The following is an 18,574-nucleotide window of genomic DNA, read 5'->3' as shown; positions in this document are numbered from 1 at the left end:
TCGCTTTGCGTGGCGGGCCGCTGATGCGGCACAGTAGCGGTCTGTGATTCCCGACGAGACTGCTGCATGGCCCGCGAAACGCTCTTTTCAGCCCCCTTGCCTGGCGCCGGAATGGACCGCTGCCCGGCCGGGGCTGCGCCGATGATCCGGGGTGACCTGTGAGCAAGCTGATTCGCCGGGAAAGTGGCAGACGCTACTACATCGAGCACGCCGCCGTATTGCTGGCAGTGGCCGCAGTGTGCGCGGTGCTGCTGCACACCGGCGCGCTGATGTCCCTGAGCCGGCACATTTATGACCGTATGCTGCCGCTGCTGCCCGAAGAGGACATGCAGGACCTGGCGATCGTTGCCATCGACGAGAAGAGCCTGCAGCAAGTGGGGCGCTGGCCCTGGGACCGCAGCGTTCATGCGCGTCTGGTGGAGCAGCTGAATGTCTACGGCGCCCGCGCGGTGGTGCTGGATCTGATCTTTGCCGAGCCGGACCGCGTGCGGCCGGACTCTGACGCTGCGCTGGTACAGGCGATTGCCGATCACGGGCGGGTATTCCTGCCGGTACATGTCAGCGATAACGGCGGCGATCTCATCGAGGTCATGCCGCACACGCCCTTTGCCCAGGCGGCGGCGGGCATGGGCCATGTGGATGTCGAGCTGGACAATGATGGCGTGGTGCGCGGTCTTTATATGCGCAGCGGCATCGGGCAGCCCTGGTGGCCACACCTCTCCCTGGTCCTGCTCAATGATCTGTCTGCCCGCAGCGTGGTGCGCTTTCCGGCAGCCCGCAATGGCAACAATGAAACCCTGAGCAAAGTGCAGCAGTACTACCGTCTGGTGCCGTTCACCAATGTGCGTGACACCGTGCCACGCTTCTCGGCCGTGGATGTGCTGCATGGCGATGTGGCGCCGGAGGCGCTGGAGGGGCGCATCGTCTTTCTCGGGGCAACTGCCCAGGGGCTCGGTGATCTCCTGCCGACGCCGCTGGCCGGGCGTGGCGGTTTGATGCCCGGTGTGGAAATGAATGCCAGCGTGTTTACGGCATTGCGCCACGACACCCTTATTCGCACCCTGCCCACCACCTGGATCTGGGGCCTGACTCTGGTGCTGGCGCTGGCGGGCCCGATGATCCTGCCGCTTGTGGCGCCGCGCTGGTCGATTCCTGTGGTGCTGGCCGTACTACTGGGCACGTTGCTGCTGAGCCTGGGGATGCTGCACTGGCTGCGTCTGTGGTTCCCGGTGGGCCCGGCCCTGGTGGGCGCGGTGCTGGGCTATCCGCTGTGGACCTGGCGCAGGCTGGAATATTCCCTGGGCTACATGCGCGCCGCGCTGCGGCGGCTGTCGGCCCACGATGATCTCAACCGACGTCTGCTGGACCCGGCTTCGACGCGGCGCTTCCTGCAATGGGCGGAGCAGGTGCTGCCGATAGCGGCCTGGCGTCTTTCCCGCCGTTCCGGCGGCGATGTCGAGCAGGGTGGGGCACCGGTGTCCTCCCACGCCTGGCATGGCGACCGCGCCAGGTACTACGAGCTGACCAGTGAAGGCCAGCAATATGAGCTGGCCGTGGTCTGGCAGGACAATGAGCCGACACCGGCCCGGGAACAGTGGCTGCGGGCGATGGTGGCCCGCTGTAACGTGCCGGCTGAAAACCATGAACAGTACTACGACGTGGTAGAGAGCCACATCGAGCGGGTGCGGGCACAGGAGCTGCGCCAGCAGGCACTGACCCGATTCTTCGAGGCGAGCCTGGCGCAGTTGCGCGACGGCGTGGTGATCAGTGACGCCTGCGGCTGCCTGTTGTTCGTCAATGCGCAGGCCTCGGAATGGCTGGGGCTGCCCACCCGGGAAATGGACGACATCAGCCTGCTGCAACTCGGCAGAGAACTGGTGCTGAGCGAAGATACCGACTGGCAGCAGTTGCTGGACGAGGCCATCGCCAGTGGCCGCAGCCAGGTCGAGTGCCGGAACCGCCGGGGTGAGGAGCTGTATCTGGACATACTGCGCATTCGTGCGGGCCACCAGCCCGGCGAAGTGCTGATCCTGACGCTCAAGGACATCTCTGAAGTGAAGCAGGCCATGCGTGCACGCACCGAGATGCTGGACTTCCTGTCCCATGACCTGCGTAGCCCGATGATCTCTCTGCTGGCGCTGGCCGAGCGCTACAGTCACCAGCAACAGGATGAGGGGGTGCAGGAGCTGCTCGCACAGACGCGCTACTATGCCCGTCGCAGCCTCAACATTGCCGAACAGTTTCTGCAGCTCGCCCGGGCCGAGTCCTCCGAGGAGGTCGAAACCACCATGGTCGACATGCTGCCGGTGGTGGAAAGTGCCATGGAGAACGTGGTGCATCAGGCCCAGCAGCGCGATATGCGGCTGCGTTTCGACTACCTGCCTGACGATGAGGTCTGGGTCAACGGCAACCACGAGCTGCTGGAGCGCGCCGTACTGAATCTGCTGACCAACGCCATCAAGTACAGCGAGCCGGGCGGCTCGGTGGATGTGCGGCTGTACTGCGACAAGGGCAAAGTATGCTGCGAAGTGCGGGACCAGGGCGTGGGTATTGAGCAGGAATTCCTGCCGCACCTGTTCAAACGCTTCAGCCGGGCCCGGAATGCCGGCGGTGCCCGTACCCACGGTGCGGGCCTGGGGCTGCGCTTCGTGAAGGTGGTGGCGGAGCGGCACAGTGGCGATATTCAGGCCCAGAGCCAGCCCGGGGAGGGGAGCCGGTTCACGCTCCGCTTGCCCCGGGTAGAGGTAGAGTAACGTCCAGTTCCCGTTATCAGCTGTTACTATATGCGTCCCCGGGCATTTAACCCCGCGGAAGGAATGGGTATAATCCCGCCCCGCCGGGTTTGGCATAGCGTTTGCCGGGCCGCCCTACGCCGAGATGAGGTGTCATCGTGAACAAGTTTGTAGTCATCAGCCTTGCTGTACTCGCCACCCTGCTCGCCGGTGTGACCCACGGCGCGCGCTCCACGCAGGAAATTTCGCCCCATGGTCTGGGTGACCGCTCTGTGTTCAGTGAGCGTGCAATCGAAGAGCGTTTGCGCCCGGTGGGCCGTGTTTGTGTCGAGGGGCAGGATTGTGGCACCGCCGCAGAGGCCACGGAAGTCGCCTCCGGGCCGCGCAGTGGTGAGGCGGTATACAACACAGCCTGTGCCGCCTGCCACACCTCTGGTGCTGCCGGTGCGCCGGTGAAAGGTGACCAGTCAGCCTGGGCGCCGCGCATCAGCAAAGGCATGGACACACTGGCACAACATACCATCGACGGGTTTGGCGCCATGCCAGCCATGGGTATGTGCATGGATTGCTCTGAAGACGAGGTTCGTGCCGCAGTGAAATACCTGGTCGATGCAAGCCGTTAAGCGCTGCTTGCCCGTCGCGGGCAAGTCAGGCTGGCGCAGCGCTATGGTGATAGCTGCCATGGCGCTGGTGCTGGCGGCGTGTGGTGAACCTGAGCCACCGCAGCCGCAGATCGAGGCGATACCTGAAGGGGGCGTGCGCCAGGAGCCACCCCCGATGGTGGAACCGGCTGACGCACCGCCGCCGCTGGAAGAGCCTACCGAATAGCGATCCGGGCAGGTTTACGGAACACGTGCATTCAGAGCACGCCCGTCCAGAGCACGCCCATCCAGAGCACGTCCAGCCAGAGCACGAACAGTTCAGTCCAGCAGCGCACGTAGCCCCGCAATGCTGGCTTCCGCCATCTCATCCGCTTTTTCCTGGTCTGGCTTGAAGCCCTGGCCGACAAATTCCAGATCGTCCTGGGGCATTTCCTCGAAGAAGCGGCTGGGTGTGGTGTCCACCTTTTCCCCGAACTGCTTGCGACTCATGGCATAGCTCAGGGTGAGATTGCGCTTGGCGCGGGTGATGCCGACGTACATCAGGCGGCGCTCTTCGACGATGGAATCTTCTTCGATGCTGGTGCGGTGCGGCAGCAATTCTTCCTCGACGCCCATCACGTAGACATGGGGATATTCCAGCCCCTTGGCGGCGTGCAGGGTCATCAGTTGCACCTTGTCGGAATCATCTTCTTCGTCCTGCTGTTCCAGCATGTCGATCAGCACCAGCTTGGCGATCACCGTTTCCAGATCGGTGGGCTCGTCATCATCCTTGTCGAGCATGCGCTGAATACTGGCTACCAGCGTCCAGACGTTCTCGATGCGCTTTTCTGCCACGCGCGGGCTGGCGGACTGCTGGTGCAGCCAGCCTTCATAGTCCATATCGGTAATCAGCTCGCGCACAGCCTGAATGCTGTTTTCGCGGAAACACAACTCGCGCTTGCGATCCAGCCACTGCTTGAATTCCCGTAGCCGCTCGGCCGCCTTGGGCGCCATCAGCTCACCGATGCCCATGTCGTCGCAGACGTGATACAGCCCCTGATTGCGCTGCGCCGCCCAGCCGGCCAGTTTCTCCAGCGTTGCCGGGCCGATTTCCCGGCGTGGCGTGTTGATGATGCGCAGAAAGGCATTGTCGTCATCGGGATTGACCAACAGACGCAGGTAGCACATCAGGTCCTTGATCTCGGCGCGGGAAAAGAAGCTCTTGCCGCCGGACACCTTGTAGGGAATCTGCAGCGACTGCAGCTTGGTTTCAATCAGGCGCGACTGGAAATTACCGCGATAGAGAATGGCAAAATCCTTCCACTTCAGGCCGCGCTGCAAGCGCTGATGAAACAGGTCCGAGGCAATCCACTCGGTTTCCGCATCTTCATCGCGCATGGCCACGACCCGGATAGGGTCGCCGTAGCCGTGATCCGACCACAGGGTTTTTTCAAACACATGGGGGTTGTTGCTGATCACCGCGTTGGCCGCTTTCAGAATGCGGCCCGTGGAGCGGTAATTCTGTTCCAGCTTGACCACCTCGAGCTGCGGCCAGTCTGTTTGCAGCTGGGCCAGGTTTTCCGGCTTGGCCCCGCGCCAGGCGTAGATCGACTGATCGTCATCGCCCACCACGGTAAAGCGGCCTTCCGGTTCTACCAGCAGGCGCACCAGTTCGTACTGGGCGCTGTTCGTGTCCTGGTATTCATCCACCAGCATGTAGCGAATGCGGTTGCGCCATTTTTCCAGAATGCGCGGCTGCTCCCGGAACAGCACCACCGGCAGCATGATCAGATCATCAAAATCCACCGCGTTGCAGGCGCGCAACATGCGGTTGTAGCGGCCGTAGGCAATGCCGGCGCGCATGTCCTCATCGGTTTCGGCGTGACTGACCGCGTCCTCCGGCATCACCAGTTCGTTCTTCCAATGGGAGATTTTCGCGTGGATGGCGTCGGCCGCCTGGACATCCCGCTCGCTGTCACCCCGGTGCAGCAGTTCCTTCAAGAGTTCACGGCTGTCGGTCTGGTCGAGAATGGAAAAGCCGCGGCGCAAACCGCTGGCGGCCTGTTCCTGCTTGATGATGCGCAGGCCCAGATTGTGGAACGTCGAGACGATCAGGCCCCGGGTTTCCGCGCGGGATGCCAGTGTGGCAACCCGCTCCTTCATTTCCCGCGCGGCCTTGTTGGTGAAGGTCACCGCCGCGATATGCCGTGCTGCGATCTCATGATGCTGGATCAGCCAGGCGATCTTCTGCGTGATCACGCTGGTCTTGCCCGACCCGGCACCGGCGAGCACCAGCAGTGGGCCGTGAGTGTGGGCAACAGCTTCACGTTGACGGGGATTGAGGTTGTTCACAGAGGGCTCCGACGCGAGGAGCGCACACTATACCAGTGCAGACACCCGGACCGGTATGCCGGTCATGAATGCCTGGTTGCTGAGCACCTCATAGCTGCCGGGCCCGCTGGGCAGCAGTACATTGACGTTGGTACCCGGGTGCTGATGGGCCAGCGACAACCCCGGTGTCTGCTGGTTGCCCCAGCCGTGCACCATGGCCACCACGCCCGGGCGCAGGGTCTCGTCCGCATGCACGCTGGCCTGCAAGGCGCCGGCGTCGCTGCGCACAGTGATCGGTGCCCCGGCCGTCAGCCCCAGCCGGGCGATGTCGTCCGGCGCCATATGCAGCGGGTTGTCCTGCTGACCCGCACGTTTGAGCTGGGGCACATTCTGATACCAGCTGTTGTGCATGTAATGGGTGCGCAGGTTGATCAACTGCAGGGTGGATGACGGCGGCTGCGTCGCGTCCTGCTGCAGCGCGGCGAAGATATGCCGGGCCTGATCCAGTGCATCGCTGAACAATGGCGGGCAGCAGTCCACACGCCGGTCTTCCGTTTGCAACCAGTCGCTGTAGAAGCGGCCTGGCGTATGGCGTGGCAGCACCGCGCTGTGGTGCTCGGCGGCTTGCAACTGTGCGACAGACAGCCCGGCACGGCCGAGCATGCGATCCAGCCGCTGGAACAGGGGCAGTTCTTCGCCTGCGTTGGCCTGGTCAAACAGCGATGGCAACCCCATGGCTTGCAGTAAGCGATGCAAAATCCACCACTCTTCACGGCGTTCAGCCGCCGGCGGCACCACGGCATCGGTGTACTGGGCGTAGGGCTGATATTGCATGCCCAGCCCGCAGATATTGATATCGCGCCGTTCCAGCATGTCGGCGCAGGGCAGCACATAATCGGCCAGCTCTGCGGTGGCGTTACGGAACAGGTCCAGCACCACGATCAGTTCCAGCTTGCCGAAGGCCCGGCGCAAATGCGTTTCGCCCGCGACGGACAACAGCGGGTTGCCCGCCAGCACGATCAGCGCCCGTATCGGTTGCGCGTCCTGCTCGATCATTTGCGGCAGCAAATTGGCGGGGAGCAGGCCGCGAATATGCCGCAGAGGCCCGTATTCCTCCGGGAACGTGCCCTCGCGAAAAAACACCTGTGACGTGTCCGCGCGCCCGGCCTTGGCCGCAGGATAGAAGCCCGCAGCATAGTAGTTGCCACCAGGGCGATCCAGATTGCCGGTGACGAAGGACAGCATTTGCAGCAGCCAGTAACACAGTGTGCCCTGGCGGCCCATGTTCACGCCGGTGGACATGTGCGCGCAGGCGGACGGCGCCTCGCCAAACTCCCGGGCGATGCGCCGAATCTGTGCGGCCTCCAGGCCGGTCACCTGTGCCACGGTATCGGCATCCCACGGCGCAATAAAATCACGCAGCCCTTCGATATGTTTTCCATGCTCGCGGATCGTTTCTTCATCAAACAGCCCGGCGCGGTCCAGTTCATGCAACAGCGCCGCCATCAGATAGAGATCGGTATCCGGTTTGACCGGCAGCCAGTCGCCGGTCGCCGGTGTGACCGCTTCGATACGGCGCGGATTGACGAACCAGACTTTGGCGCCGCGTTTTACCGCCGCACGAAACTTTGCCATCGGGTCCGCGATGGAAATGAAGCTCATGTGCGAGACGCGGGGGTTCTCGCCAAAGATCAGCGCATAGTCGGTATTTTCAAGATCGGGAACGGGATGCAAGGTGCTGGTGCCGAAAACCGCTTCCGCGCCGGCAAACTTGTTCGAACAATCCTGCGTTGCGGAACTGAACATGCGTTGGCAGCCGATCTGCCGGAAAAAATGATCCAGGGCCTCGCTGCCCAACGCATTGAACGCCATCGGGTTGCCGATATAACCGGCCACCGCCGTGCTCCCGTGCTGTCGGGTGATATCTTGCAGGCGTGCCGCGATATCGTCGATGGCGCCGTCCCAGGAGACGGTCGTGAAAGGGCTGCCGCTATGGCGTGACGCATCGGCCGCGCGTTTGAGCGGCGCATCAAGTCGGTCAGGGTCATTGTGAATGGCGGTGTAATAGAGCCCTTTATGACAGGCGAAGCCCGCCGTCACCGGGTGTGTGCGATCAGGTTTCAGGCGTGTGACGCGCCCGCCGCTGACTTCGGCGGTCAATGCGCAGGACGGCTCGCAGACGCGGCAAAACGTGGCAGTGGTGTGGGTTTCTGTGGTGGGTGCAGACATCGTTCCCCCGGGGCTGACCTGTTGCAACACCCTCAATCATGCCTGAGCGTCCGGGCCAACCCGATACACAAAAAACAGAATGTTGTATGGTTTGTCCGCACGGCCAGCGTGAAGGCGTTTAGTATTTACGGCAGCGCGGACGTAGCGATATGGAAGTATGCAGGACCCTGCAGGAGCCCCTGGATGAGTGAAAAGCAACACAGCCCGCCGCTGGCGCTCAGTACGGATCTGCCGGTGGCCAGCGGTGACGCGAAGCACGAACGCATTCTGGATGCCGGGCTGTCACTGTTCATCGAATCCGGCATGCGCCGCACCACCATGGAAGATGTTGCGCTGAGCGCGGGCATCGGGCGGGCGACGGTATACCGGCGTTTCGGCGACAAGGATCAGCTGATCCAGGCGGTCATCCTGCGTGAATGCCAGCGCCACCTCAGCCTGATCGAAAAGCAGTTGCAGGCATTCACGTCGCCGCTGGATGCCCTGCTGGAAGCGTTTGTGCTGGCGACACGGGGCGCCTTCGGCCACCCGTTGCTGGCGCGGCTGCTGGAGGCCGAGCCGGAATATATCCTGCCCTACCTGACCCGCAGCCTGCCCCAGGTGATGACGTTCAGCCGACTTTATCTGGCCATGCAGATACGCAAGGGACAGAAGGCGGGCGCCCTCAGTGACCGGCCGGCGGAGCAGAGCGCTGAAATGCTGTTGCGCCTGATGCAGTCGCTGGTGCTGAGCCCCGACGGCGTGATTTCCCCCGCCAACGAAAAGACGGTGCGTGACTTCACCGAGACCTACCTGCGGCCGCTGCTGGCGCCCTGACCGCCTGACTCCCCGCCGAGGTTGGCCATCAACGCTCGCCGCAGACTGACCGGGGCGCCACATATCTGGTGTTTTCAGCCGTAAACGGCAATTCGAAATCTGTATGACGGGCTTGTGTGTCCCGGCAATGAGACATATTTTAATATTTATCTCATCGTCAGGAGCAGAATCATGTCCGCCGAGACCACTCTTCCCGAACACCCCGCCGCTGCTGCGCAGGCGTCATCCCCGCAGCCCCTGGGCCCGGATTCCTATATGTGGCGTGATTTCGGCTCCTGGCGCTACCTCCTGATGCTGCCCCAGGCGTTTGTCCTGCAAGTCGCCCACCCTGTGATCGATGCCGGGGTCGGTGAGCATTCGGTGTATCGCACCGATCCCTGGGGGCGGGCGCAGCGGTCCACGAAGATGCTCTGGCCGGTGGTGTACTCACGCCCGGACGAAGCCATTCGCAAGGGCAAGGTGCTGCGCGAGCTGCACCGCGAAATCAGGGGCGTGGACAAAAACGGCAAACGCTACTTTGCGCTGGACCCGGAGGCCTACGGGTGGGTACACGGTACCGGGTATGACGCCGGCATCCGCCTGCATGAACTGTTCGGCACGCCGCCGACGCCGGAACAGCGCAAAGTGATGTTCCAGGAGTGGCGCCAGATGGGTCTGTTACTGGGGGTGCGCGAACAGGATCTGCCGGCGACCGAAGCAGAGTACCGGGTGTACTTCGAGAACATGATCACGCAACGCCTGGAGATGGGTGATGTGGTCAAGGATCTCCTCAGTGACAGCTATTACTTCGATCAGCCACCTCCGCCGATCAGGTGGTTGCCGGATGTCGTCTGGCGCCTGTCGCTGCAGGTCACGGGGCGCATCCTGCGCATGAACACCTATGGCTCGCTGCCGCCGCTCTTTCGCGAGCATTTCAATATTCCCTGGACGGACAAGGACGAGCGTCGCTTTCGTCGCTGGTGCCGCATCTGTCGTGTCGTCCATCGCCTGACGCCGAAAAGAATGCGCTATATCCCGCTGGCGCGGCAGGCCATGCGTGACGCACGGCATCATCCCGAAGCTTACACATGGAGCAGAGCATGACGGCGAAAGTAGCAGTGACCCTGCGCCCGGATTATCCCTGGCTGAAAACCTACAAGGCGATGGGGCTGGACTGGGATCACGTCCCCGACGTGCCGAACAGGACCTTGTCGGATTATGTGCGCAGTCACGGTGAACAGTTCCCCGAGCGTGAAGCGCTGGTCTTTCTCGGGCGCGGTATCACCTATCGCGAGCTGGACCAGCTTGCAGATCGTATGGCCGGCCTGTTGATCGCGCTGGGGTGCCGCAAAGGTGACGTGCTGGGACTGCATTTGCCGAACACACCGCAGTATGTGGTGGCGTTCACGGCGGCAGCGCGTCTGGGCATGGTCTGCACCAGTGTGTCGCCATTGATGACACCCTCCGAGGTGATTCATCAGGGCAATGATGCCCGCATTGATGTGCTGCTGACGCTGCAGCCCTTGTGGGAACAAGTGGTGACCCATGCGGCCAGTAAAATCCGTTCACTGCGTGCGGTACTGGTCAGCAATCCCGGCGATATGATCGGTGGCGAGATCGCCGCCATCGAAGAAATGTGCGGTGACGTAAAGGTGTTTTCACTGATGGATCACCTGGCAACCGTAGAGGAGGCGACATCCGCATTACAGCATGCCGCGAAAAACGCAGTGCAGACAGACATGGACGATGTGCTCTATCTGCAATACACCGGTGGCACCACAGGCGCACCGAAAGGCGCTCGGCTGACGTCACGCAATCTGTTCACCAACAACGTTCAGGCCGATGTGTTTTACGGCTATCGGCTGGGCCAGGAAATCGTCGCCTCCGCGTTTCCGCTTTTCCACATCGGTGGCGCGGCGGTGCTGTTCAATGCGCTGCGCACCGCCGCGACGTTTCTGCTGATCCCCGATCCGCGCAACATTGATCACGTCGTCAGCGAAATGCAGCGGCGCATGCCCACCATCATTGCCGCTGTGCCGGCGTTATACCAGATGCTTTGTCAGCATGCCGGCTTCCGGTCGCTGGACTTCAGCGGCATGCATACTGCTGTATCGGGTGCGGCGCCTTTTGCGCGGGAAGAAGTCGCACGGCTGGCGGACATTATCGGTGCCGACAAGTTTTGCGAAGTCTACGGCATGACGGAAACCAGTCCGGTGCAGACACTCAATCCGGCGACACGGTTCAAGCCCGGCAGCGTCGGGGTGCCGGTGCCGGGAACCCTGGTGCGCATTGTCGACGCGGAGGACGGCGTAACACCGATGCCTGTGGGGGAGCCGGGCGAGGTCATCGTGACCGGGCCGCAGGTCATGCAGGGGTATCTGGCGATGCCGGAAGCCACCGCCGAAGCATTACGCGAGCATGACGGCATGTGGTGGATGCACACCGGTGACATCGGTGTCATGGATGACGAAGGCTATGTGACGATTTTCGATCGCAGCAAGGACATGCTGATTGTGGGCGGCTTCAAGGTGTTCTCGGTGGAAGTGGAGAACAAGGTGCAGGCCCTGCCATGGGTGGCGATGTGCGCGGTCGTGGGGCGCGCAGACGCCAATCGCCCGGGTAACGATATCGTGCAGCTTTATGTGCAGATGATGCCGGACCAAATACAGGACGAAGCGGCCCGCCGCGAGGAGCTGGACGCTTACTGTCGGGCGCAGATGTCGCCGTACAAGGTGCCCCGGGAGATTTTCTTTATCGAGGCAATACCGCTGACATCCGTGGGCAAGATTGACAAGAAGGCGCTGCGACAATGACATTGCCGATCAGGACATCAATTACAACAACACACAGAGCAGCACACAGAGCGACATGCAGAACAGTACGCATGTCATGGACCGGACTGTTGTCCGCTGTGCTGCTGACATCACTTTTTTTCCTGCAAGGCTGCGGCGCATTGCGCGCCCCGGACTTCGAGGTGGCAGACGCGGAGAACCTGGAAGAGTGGCAGATTGAAGGTCGGCTGCGCCTGCGCGGCGAGCAGGGGCGAGAAGACACCTGGTTCACCTTTACCCAGATCAACGGCAGTTTCGATCTGGCACTGTTGCCGGACGCCCCGGTGAGTGAACCGGGCGCGGTGCTGCGTGCCGAGGATATGCATGGCACGGCATTGCAACTGATGGCGCGCGACCAGGAGGCCCGTGCGCTGGGCGAGTCGATTCGCGAGCAATTGCCAGTGCATCATCTGGCCTACTGGCTGCGTGGTTTACCGGCGACACCGGGCGCGGAAATGACCCATGACGCACCGGGTCATATCCGTGCGATGCGTGATGCCGGCTGGGATATCCAGTACCGGGATCTGATGCGGGTGAATAACTATATGCTGCCGGAACGCATGCGCATGACCCGTGACGGTCTGCGTGTGGATATTGATCTGGTACGCGCCGAAACCGGCTATCTGTCGAGCCCTTGCCCCAGGGACTTTTTGCCAGAGGGTGTCGCAACGCGCGACGCAGAGGTATCGGGCGATGCCGGCAATGCGGACCGCGACCGCGTGGCTGAGCTGGTGCCGCCGGACGGTTCCGCGCCGATGCCACGCTGGGTTGACCGCCACGCATTCTGCGCCCAGTTGTACAAGGTCCACGGCAAGATCCCCGACCCGCGCGTTGGCCTGTATGGTCCGGATTCCATGATGTGGCGCCTGCAGGCCCCCATGGCGCCCGGCGGCCTGGGCGCGGGCCGTGCCTTGTTGTTGCAGAACGCCCATCCGTGGGTGACCCGGGGCGTGGATGAGCATTCCGTCGTGCGGGATGATCCGCTGGGGCGCGCGCGGCGCACATTCCAGCATGTCTTTACCATCGTGTACGGCAGCATGCCCCAGGTGATGGGGTCGGCCAATCAGGTGCATGCCATCCACGAATCCATCGAGGGCGACATGCCCTATGATGCCGGCGCTTTCAAGCAGGGTACGGAATACCGGGCCAACGAAATCAACGCCATGATCTGGGTACATGCCACCCTGTGGGAAACCCTGGCCAAAATGTACGAGCAGATCAAAGGCACGCTGACGGACGAGGAAAAAGAGCAGTTCTATCAGGAGAGCAAACTGTTCGCCATGGTGTTTGGTATTCCCGAGGATGCCTTGCCGCGCACCTGGCCGGAGTTTTTGGCCTACAACGAGGCCATGTGGCGCAGTGAGCAGCTGACGGTCACCGATGCAACACAACAACTGCGGAAAGATCTGTTCCGGGCGCAGTCTGTATGGCTGATCGGTCCCATGTGGGCGCAACGTATTTCGACGGCAGCCAATCTGCCAGAAGAAGTGCGGGAAAAATACGAGATCAAATACGGCGCCTGGCAGAAGACCCATTATTTCTGGATCAAGAACAGCGCACGCGTTGCCTCGTTCGTCTTGCCGGGCCGCCTGGAGAACAACCCGTTCCATCATGAGGCGCATGCCCGTCTCGAGGGCGAGCGTCCCGGCTTTTATCAACGCTGGATGATACGCACGCTCATGGGCCAGGAGCGGCTGGTCAACTGATGGCGCAGCCCATGCCGGACAGGCTTCGCGTTACAGGGAAATCATTTTTCCCGGTAACACTGTTGCTCGGTAGCGTCTGTCTGCTGCTCGCTGTTGCGGTGAACGGCTATAGCGGCCATATCCGTTACATGAGCAATGACGATTTCCTGGCGTTTGCTTTCGATGAGCGGACGCCGCACTTGCAGTTTCTGCTGCTGGACCAGACCTTGCGCGAGGAAGCCGAGCAGATTCTCGAACGCCGTATGGGCGGCGCCCGGCAACGCTACTGGCGAGACGGCGAGCGTACGGCCTGGATCATGGAAGAAATCGGTAAGGAGTACCCGATTACCATGGGGCTTGTGGTGGGCCCGGATGGCATCGAGCATGTGCGCATTCTGGTCTATCGCGAACCCCGGGGCGGTGAAGTGCATGAACGCTTCTTTACCCGGCAGTTCGAGGGCGCGATGCTGACCAACGGCAACCGGCTGGACCGACCGATCGACAACATTACCGGCGCTACGCTGTCGGTGGATGCGGTAAGCCGGGTGGCGCGGCTGGTGCTCCGTCTGCATGACGAGGCATTGCGCTGATGGCGTCGTCGCAGCGCGGTCGCTGGATGCGTTGGCATCGCTGGCTGGGGCTGTTGTTGCTGTTGCCGATTCTGTTTCTGGTCATTACCGGCGTGCTGATCAGCGTCAGCGAAGTGCGAGGCTGGCAGCATGAGCCGGTACAGGCGCGTCTGCTATCGGCACTCTATGGCGTGCCCCCCGATGTGCCGGTAGCCGGGTACCGTGTTGGCGATCACTGGCTGACGCAGCAGGGCGGCCGTCTGCGCTTTAATGCCGAGGTGGTTACGCGTTGTGCCGACACGCTGGTGGGTGCGGTGCGCTACCAGAGTCTGGTTGCTGCACTGTGTGGCGAAACGTTGATCTTGCTGGGCGATGACGCTGCGCTGATTGAGATGATGAGCGGTGCGCCAGCGCAGGGGCGGCGTCTGGGAACGGATGAGGCCGGACACTTGTTGGTGGCGACCCGCGCCGGGCTGCATGAATTCGATGCTCTCGCCGGAGCATGGCGTGAACGCTCCCCGGATGACGTCGAATGGGCTCAGGAAGCATCGCTACCCGATGCCTTGCGCGAACAGCTGGCGCAGGGTGCGCCTTTGCCCGGCATCAGCCGCGAGCGGGTGGTGCTGGATCTGCACAGTGGTCGCCTTTTCGGTCGCGCCGGTGTCTGGGCGGTGAATGCTGCCGCCATACTGATGGGGCTGCTGGCCTTGAGCGGCGCCTGGACCTGGTTGGGGCGAGTGCGCAAACGGTAAGTTACTGTGCCACGCGTACCATGATTTCGCTGTGCCAGGTGCCACCGGGCATGGCGATGCGGCCGTAGTGGTTATCGCCAAAACCCAGGTCGCCAACCAGCGGATTGCCGGGGCCGCCGCCGAAGTTCACGTCTTCGCCCAGAAGTAACTGATTTCTGATGGTCAGGCTGGGCCTGCCATCGTCATGCTGGTCAGCGGATTTGACGACCACATGGCCATCGCGCCAGCCCAGCGAGCCTTCCACGTTAAAGAGACGGAATGCGGCCTGCGGCATTGACGCTTCCGCCAGTGTCAGGAAGGCGTCACCGTTCAGCTCGAAAAAGCCCTCGAATCCCACGGAGGCCAGATCAACGATGTTGCCACCGATCTCGGTGGCCACACTTTCCGGGTACAGCACAAAACGGTAGCGGTTGGTATCAAGGTTGAACTGCATCAGGGCCACATTGGAGGTTTTCCCGGGGCCAAGGTCTTCCAGGTGGCCGCCGCCGAGCATGCCGCGAATGAAATACTGCGCGCGGGTATCGGAGGTGAGCATGATGCCACTGCGCATGTCACTGAACACCGGATCTTCGTCGCCGATGCGCAGATGGAGATCCCGGGTTTGCCACAGCATGTCGTAGTTGAGCAACCCTACAGCCACACGGGAGTTCTCGTCGGTGTTGGCCAGCAGCAGGTGGGAGTTGTTGTACCAGTGCTGTGAGGCGTTCTCGCGCTCTGCAGTGTTGTCGCTATGTGCGGCATCCCAGAAGCCGGGCGAGGTAATCATCAGTGTGGTGTCGAGTTTAAGGCCTTCAGTGCTGCCGTTCAGGCCGCGAGGGTACAGGATGATATCGGCGTCGAGCTGGCCGAAGGTCAGGCCCAGGCCGAAATCATAATGGCTCTCGGTATTGCTACTCGGGTTCACCACGCTCAGGCGGTTGCTGTAACCATGCAGGTGACCATCACGCAGCAAGAGGGCGAAGCCTGCGTCCCCTGCGGGCACGCGGGTGTTGTAGAACTGGCCGCCGTTGGCTGTGCAGTGTGACGACGTGGGCATCCCCCCGGTGATGCTGCTGCCGAAGCACAGCCCGCCCGGTCCATGGTTGTTTTGCAGCACGTCCAGGATCACATCCATGCCGAACATGGTGCCGGTGGCATTCGGGTGGCCGTCACCCAGTCGCCGCCAGTCGCCCAGGCGCAGCAGCGTGCCATGGGTGTCGTCGGCATGGCCCAGCTGAACGTTGAAGTCGCTGGCAAAATCCCAGCCAGCGCGGAACGTCAGCCCCTGGGAGCGATCCTGGTCATGGTAGTAAAAGTTCGCGTCCTCGGCATAGCCGACGCCGCCGGACATCAGCTGGAAGGAGGCATTGTCCAGCCCCCCGATCCATCCCGCGCGCAGAATCGGGCTGCGCTCCTCCCGGTCAAATCCCCTGCCGCTGGCGTCGGGGTTTTCCTTGTACATCAGATCAAACTCGAGATGTGTCCAGGTGTGGTCGGCCTTGATCAGCAAACCATCCTGGTCGATACCGACCACGCCGAACCCGGGAGCATGGCCGTCGTTGACGCCGGTGCTGAAACGATTCTCGAAGGTAAGATTGCCCAGGCTAAACTCCGGCGTACCGGGATCGCCCTGGCGAATGATCAGATCGCCATACAGGCTGAAGTCGAGTTGGGCGCGGGCATCCTCGCTGGTGCTGAACACACCATGATTGACCATGTTGAAGTGGCCCTCGGACCAGACGCCCAGCTGGCCCAGCGAATGGTCGCTGTAATCATAGGTGTCGGTATCCAGCGTCATGGCACCGATACCATAAAAACCGGGCTGCCATTCGTAGACAATGCCGACCATCGGCACGCCGTCCTGGTTGGTGCCCAGATCCAGAATCAGGGACGCCTGCATCGGCCCGCCATCACCCATCCAGACCACATCGCGGAACAGGGTGTCGGCACCCCTGTTATCGGTCGCCGCCGCGCCGCCGTCAGTTTCCCAGCGGATTTCCTGTGCGCCAATGCCGTTTGTGCTCTCGAATTCCAGCGCAATACCGTCGCGACCGTTCACGGCGGCGAGCGCGCTGTCGTCCAGCTCGGTCATGGCCAGCGCCGAAGCGGGTACCAACAGGCAGAGCAGCGCGGCATAGCGGTCAGAAGCCATAGATCAGCGCCCTCCCGTCGAAGCGGACCTGATGGTTGGCGTTGGGGCCGCTACTGTCGCTGATACGAAAGGCGTTGGCGACACCGGTCTGGTTTTCCAGGAGATAACCGGGGACGCCCGCCTCATCCTGCTCTACCGACATGCGCCCGACGTTCATGAAGGTCTGCATATCCAGATACTGGCCCGGACCCTTGTTGTCCGGGTAGCTCATATCGATATAGGCCAGGCCGCCGGGGTCGCAGTGCTCGACCATGCACTGGCCATCAATGCGTTTGAAGCGGTCTTCGTCATGGTAAGCGGTATTGGCGGTGGGCAGGGTGTTGGCCTCCAGCCGAATACCATCCAGCTGGAGATAGCCGTAGAACTCCTTCATTACCAGCCAGTAGCCTTCGTGGCCGGCGAACTCCAGTGCCAGGCGGCAAGGGTTGTAGCTACCCGGGCTGTAGCAGTGCGCCAGCCCCTCGTGCAGGTCGTTCTTCAACTCGATGTTGTTGTGCAGCTTGAGAGAAAGCTCAATGGCGTTCTGGCCGCTGATATCGCCCATCTCGGCTTCAGTAAGCGGCTGCAGCGACTCCGCCCAGGCTGACGAGCCGAGCGCGGTGAAAAAAAAGAGAAAAGCATGGCGCCATTTCATGATCTTCTCCTAGCAGAAAGTGCTGCTTCCGTAGCAGTTCTGGGACGGATGCAGCTGGAATTCAGGGTTGGATATCAAATGCCCCGGCGCACCGAGCAGGCTGATGGCCTGAGTCAAGCTGATGTTGCCCAGGTTCAATTGATCATTCCGTACATCCAGCAGCCGCGCGCTTGGCGCATTCATCCACCAACCGGTATTTGCTGGCACGGCGTAACCGCTGTTGCAGCGCGACGTTGCCATGTTATTGGTGGCGCATGCGTCAAAAGCGCTGCCGAAAGTGCCGGCATCGATGAAGTCTTCGCGAGGCGTTTGCTTGCTGTATCGCGGATACGAAACAGGTTCGCGCTGGAAGGAAAGGAAGAAGTCACTGGTGCTTTCAAAGGCCAGGCCATGAATGCTGCGGGCATCGGTGAGCAGAGACGCAAAGACATCCAGATCCAGGATCCCCAGCAAGTTGATGGTCAGCTCGGCTGACCTGAGTCCCAGCGTCTGCATTCTGGTGCCCGCAATATCGACAAATACAGAGTCCTGTTGTGCATTGCCGCAGCTTCCCTCCAGGCCGGGGCTGACTCGACCTGTGCAGCCCCAGGCATCAAGAGGTATGCGCGGAGCCAAACAGGTGCTTCCAATGGTAATGCCCGCGCATACGGCGGCCTGCACTCGCATGGTTAACGACAGGTCCGTGCCCAGAAAACCACTGACACTGTTCAGGCCCGAGTGGCAACCCACGACACCAGTGCCGATGCTCGCCCCCGGGGTGCATTGGCTGGCGAAGCCGGTATTTTCTTCATTGATCTGGCCCTGATAGTAGCGGCGCCCGGTGCTCATGAAGCCGTCCACCATGGCGGCGCCAATCTTGATGCCGACCACTTCCCGATGCGGGGTACCATCATTTTTTATGGCCAGTTCAATATAGGGGCGGTCCAGTATCATGGGGCTTTGCGGGTCGCCGGCCTGGTATCCGTTTCGCCCCATCATGCTGACATAGTCGATATCGATGTCGCAGCCGGCATGACCAGACAGGTGGTCGTTGATGCCACCGCAACCCAGCTGCAGCTTGGACATGTTGAGGTTCATCTGCATCTCGCCGTCCATGCCGATGCGGTAGAAATTGAAAGGTGTGGAGTAATCATTGGGGCCTGCCAACTCATCTCCCCGAATCATGTCGGCGACAAACAGTCCCTGCCCCTGGACGCCACGGAGCTCGCTGTCATCCAGCTCGAGCAGCGCGGCAGCCGGGTTGAATGCAGCCAGGGGCAGCAGGGCTGCGAAAATTCTGGATAGGTAAGCCTTGTTCTGGGCCATGA

General features: G+C 61.8%; 14 protein-coding genes. 9 read left to right on the top strand and 5 right to left on the bottom strand.

Features of this window, described 5'->3' with window-relative positions; translation table 11 throughout:
• Nucleotides 1–158 precede the first annotated feature (158 nt).
• The 3 genes from K8B33_RS06320 (at nt 159) to K8B33_RS06310 (ending at nt 3,560) form a co-directional block, all read left to right on the top strand.
• Nucleotides 159–2,753 (top strand): CHASE2 domain-containing protein, encoded by a 2,595-nt coding sequence (locus K8B33_RS06320; RefSeq protein WP_223424654.1) that lies wholly within the window; start codon nt 159–161, stop codon nt 2,751–2,753.
• Between the two features lie 137 nt (nt 2,754–2,890).
• A complete protein-coding gene (locus K8B33_RS06315) occupies nt 2,891–3,355 on the top strand; it encodes a c-type cytochrome (RefSeq protein WP_223424652.1) in 465 nt (154 codons plus the stop codon).
• A gap of 43 nt (nt 3,356–3,398) precedes the next feature.
• A complete protein-coding gene (locus tag K8B33_RS06310) occupies nt 3,399–3,560 on the top strand; it encodes a hypothetical protein (RefSeq protein ID WP_223424650.1) in 162 nt (53 codons plus the stop codon).
• A gap of 92 nt (nt 3,561–3,652) precedes the next feature.
• Here the strand turns inward: K8B33_RS06310 and rep are convergent, their stop codons facing one another.
• Nucleotides 3,653–5,665: a DNA helicase Rep gene (gene rep, locus K8B33_RS06305; protein WP_223424648.1), complete on the bottom strand. Its 2,013-nt coding sequence runs from the start codon at nt 5,663–5,665 to the stop codon at nt 3,653–3,655.
• 27 nt (nt 5,666–5,692) lie between these two features.
• Nucleotides 5,693–7,873 (bottom strand): molybdopterin-containing oxidoreductase family protein, encoded by a 2,181-nt coding sequence (locus tag K8B33_RS06300; RefSeq protein WP_223424645.1) that lies wholly within the window; start codon nt 7,871–7,873, stop codon nt 5,693–5,695.
• A 183-nt stretch (nt 7,874–8,056) separates the two neighbouring features.
• On the opposite strand from K8B33_RS06300, the gene K8B33_RS06295 reads away from it, so the two are divergent.
• From K8B33_RS06295 to K8B33_RS06270, 6 genes are all read left to right on the top strand, one after another.
• Entirely contained in the window at nt 8,057–8,686 is a 630-nt protein-coding gene (locus K8B33_RS06295) for a TetR/AcrR family transcriptional regulator (RefSeq protein WP_223424643.1), read from the top strand.
• A 171-nt stretch (nt 8,687–8,857) separates the two neighbouring features.
• Complete coding sequence (locus K8B33_RS06290; protein WP_223424641.1) at nt 8,858–9,769, top strand: oxygenase MpaB family protein; 912 nt, start codon at nt 8,858–8,860, stop codon at nt 9,767–9,769.
• The gene (locus K8B33_RS06285; protein WP_223424639.1) at nt 9,766–11,478 is read left to right on the top strand and encodes an AMP-binding protein; all 1,713 of its coding nucleotides are present in this window, start codon (nt 9,766–9,768) and stop codon (nt 11,476–11,478) included. The genes K8B33_RS06290 and K8B33_RS06285 overlap by 4 nt, the downstream gene beginning before the upstream one ends.
• Nucleotides 11,479–11,549: 71 nt before the next feature.
• Nucleotides 11,550–13,202: a lipoprotein insertase outer membrane protein LolB gene (locus K8B33_RS06280; RefSeq protein ID WP_223424636.1), complete on the top strand. Its 1,653-nt coding sequence runs from the start codon at nt 11,550–11,552 to the stop codon at nt 13,200–13,202.
• Nucleotides 13,203–13,213: 11 nt separating this feature from the next.
• Nucleotides 13,214–13,771, top strand: a complete 558-nt coding sequence (locus tag K8B33_RS06275; RefSeq protein ID WP_223424634.1) for an FMN-binding protein — start codon at nt 13,214–13,216, stop codon at nt 13,769–13,771.
• Nucleotides 13,771–14,502: a PepSY domain-containing protein gene (locus K8B33_RS06270; RefSeq protein ID WP_223424631.1), complete on the top strand. Its 732-nt coding sequence runs from the start codon at nt 13,771–13,773 to the stop codon at nt 14,500–14,502. The genes K8B33_RS06275 and K8B33_RS06270 overlap by 1 nt, the downstream gene beginning before the upstream one ends.
• Before the next feature lies 1 nt (nt 14,503).
• On the opposite strand, the gene K8B33_RS06265 is transcribed toward K8B33_RS06270, so the two are convergent.
• Genes K8B33_RS06265 through K8B33_RS06255 form a run of 3 tightly spaced genes read right to left on the bottom strand, consistent with a single transcriptional unit; the run spans nt 14,504 to nt 18,572 of the window.
• Nucleotides 14,504–16,633: a DUF6160 family protein gene (locus tag K8B33_RS06265; protein ID WP_223424628.1), complete on the bottom strand. Its 2,130-nt coding sequence runs from the start codon at nt 16,631–16,633 to the stop codon at nt 14,504–14,506.
• On the bottom strand, nt 16,623–17,267 hold the full coding sequence (locus K8B33_RS06260) for a hypothetical protein (protein ID WP_223424625.1): 645 nt from the start codon (nt 17,265–17,267) through the stop codon (nt 16,623–16,625). The genes K8B33_RS06265 and K8B33_RS06260 overlap by 11 nt, the downstream gene beginning before the upstream one ends.
• Before the next feature lie 9 nt (nt 17,268–17,276).
• On the bottom strand, nt 17,277–18,572 hold the full coding sequence (locus tag K8B33_RS06255) for a hypothetical protein (RefSeq protein ID WP_223424622.1): 1,296 nt from the start codon (nt 18,570–18,572) through the stop codon (nt 17,277–17,279).
• Nucleotides 18,573–18,574 lie beyond the last annotated feature (2 nt).

The sequence above is a fragment of the Alcanivorax limicola genome (assembly GCF_019931215.1).
Taxonomy (GTDB): domain Bacteria; phylum Pseudomonadota; class Gammaproteobacteria; order Pseudomonadales; family Alcanivoracaceae; genus Isoalcanivorax; species Isoalcanivorax limicola.
Note: the sequence above shows the minus strand (reverse complement) of the source record. Positions and strands in the feature narration are given on the sequence as shown.